The following is a 1,774-nucleotide window of genomic DNA, read 5'->3' on the forward strand; positions in this document are numbered from 1 at the left end:
CTGGCAACGGTGTCAACAGCAGGATGATGGGGTAATTCGAGCTCCCGGTCGTGCGCCCTTCCCGAGGCCCGACTCCGAGCGCGAGCTCGTCGGCCCGAGCGCTCGGCGGCATGAGCGGATGCCGCCAGTCGGCCCCGACGGGCAACAACTTCGGCTACGGTCGCAGGCCGGACGACGGATAGGGAGCACCAGTGCCACTGGAGTTGGAACTCACCCTCGGCTCACCTCTCGCGTGGCTAGGGCTGACTCGCGGCATGGACCACCTCAAGCCGTTGCCTGCCAACAGTGCGCCACGCGTCGACGAACATGGCCTGCTCTTCCGCGCTGACGAGTGGACGCTGTCGGTTGCACTGTTCGGCCGGCCCCGCGCGCACTCAGACGCCCAGTTCGCGCCGGCACCTCCGAACCCAGAAGCTCCGTTCAAGTTCAGCCAGGGAACAGGGGAGCTGCTCTTCGCGGACGACGCCGAAGAGGAGGCGCTTGTCGGGCGCGTCTTCCTGCTGAGTGACCTCGCCGAGCGGACGACGATTCGCCTTCCCGCCACGGGAGCAAACGCCACGTTGACATGGGAGTGGTTCGCACAGGATAGCGTCGTGTATCGACTGCTGATCTGGTGTCCTGGGCTGGCGGACTAAACCCGAAAGAGACATCTTCGCGAGCGGTTCGCGGCATGTCCGTAAACGCTTCACGTTGATGGCAGACGTTCACCTCCTGTCCTGCTGTCGCCGGCGGGTGCAGAGGTTCGCAAGACCTGGGCGGGGTGGGGGCTAGGCCAGGAACGCCCGCATCGCCGCGAGAACGTCGTCGCGGTGGTCGATGAACAGGTAGTGGCTGGCCTGGAGTTCGATGACGTGAGCATTTGCGGTCTCGGCTGCGAAGCGGTCACGACAGGCGGCCCGCCACGTCGCCTCGGGGCCCTCCCGCTCGTCCCCGCGGGAGTAGATGGCCAGGGCCGGTGCGCTGATGTCGGAGTAGGGGTGCCGGAAGGCCTTCAGGGCCTGGACAAACGGCGCACAGGCCGCGGCGGAGCACTTGTCGACCACCGAGCCGTCCGACTGGGTGTCCACGGAGGTGCGCATCACCGCGTCGAGGGCAGGTCCCCGGATGTCCTCGGGCAGCAGCGAGTGGACGAAGTCGACGTAGTCGCCGTAGGTAGGGAACCGGTCCGGGCTCGCGGCTTCTTCCGCCCACTCGGGTGTGGGGTTGTCGGCCCAGTCGTAGGCCCCGTCCAGGTAGACGACTTTGGCAACGCGTCCGGGGTGGCGAGCGGCGAGGGCTGAGACTTCACCGCCTCCCATCGAGTGCCCGACGACGTGCGCCCGGTCGATGCCCAAGGAGTCGAGGAGGCGTCGCGCGTCCTCGGCGGCGTCGGCGAGCCCGTGACCGCTCTGGACCTGGTCGGTCAGGCCGTGCCCGCGCCGGGTCAGGGCAATCACGCGGAACTGGTCGCTCAAGTGTGGCGAGAGCTCTGCGAAGATGTGGGCGGTGCATCCCAGTCCGGCCAGCAGGAGCAGGGGATCACCGTTGCCGCCCCAGTCCAGGTAATGGAAGCGGACGCCGTCAAGGATGACGAACTGGTCGGAAGGTATGTCGATGCGACCCGGCACGGGGTGACCGTACCGCGAGGAGCCGGCCGAAGACGTGCGCCGGAACCCGTAATCCCGCCTGATATCGGCACGCTCCGACCATCGCCCGCGCATCCTCACGATCGCCCGCGCGGCGGCAATGTCGGGCGAGCGTAGCCGCCCTCAACGCGGCAATGTCGGGCGAGCGT

The 1,774-nt window shown here is 67.8% G+C and carries 2 protein-coding genes; one reads left to right on the forward strand and one right to left on the reverse strand.

What is annotated here, in order from left to right; translation table 11 throughout:
• Positions 1-254: 254 nt before the first annotated feature.
• Positions 255-635 carry a hypothetical protein gene (locus NR112_RS22200; RefSeq protein WP_256796460.1) on the forward strand — a complete coding sequence of 127 codons (381 nt, stop codon included), beginning with the start codon at positions 255-257 and terminating at the stop codon, positions 633-635.
• Positions 636-767: 132 nt separating this feature from the next.
• On the opposite strand, the gene NR112_RS22205 is transcribed toward NR112_RS22200, so the two are convergent.
• Positions 768-1,607, reverse strand: a complete 840-nt coding sequence (locus NR112_RS22205) for an alpha/beta hydrolase (protein ID WP_256796461.1) — start codon at positions 1,605-1,607, stop codon at positions 768-770.
• Positions 1,608-1,774 lie beyond the last annotated feature (167 nt).

Origin of the sequence: Terrabacter sp. Ter38 (assembly GCF_024519435.1) — a bacterium.
GTDB lineage: Bacteria > Actinomycetota > Actinomycetes > Actinomycetales > Dermatophilaceae > Terrabacter.

Excerpts from the sequence above, each read along its gene's own strand:
- NR112_RS22200 (WP_256796460.1), top strand. The coding sequence starts at position 255 with ATGGACCACCTCAAGCCGTTGCCTGCCAACAGTGCGCCACGCGTCGAC.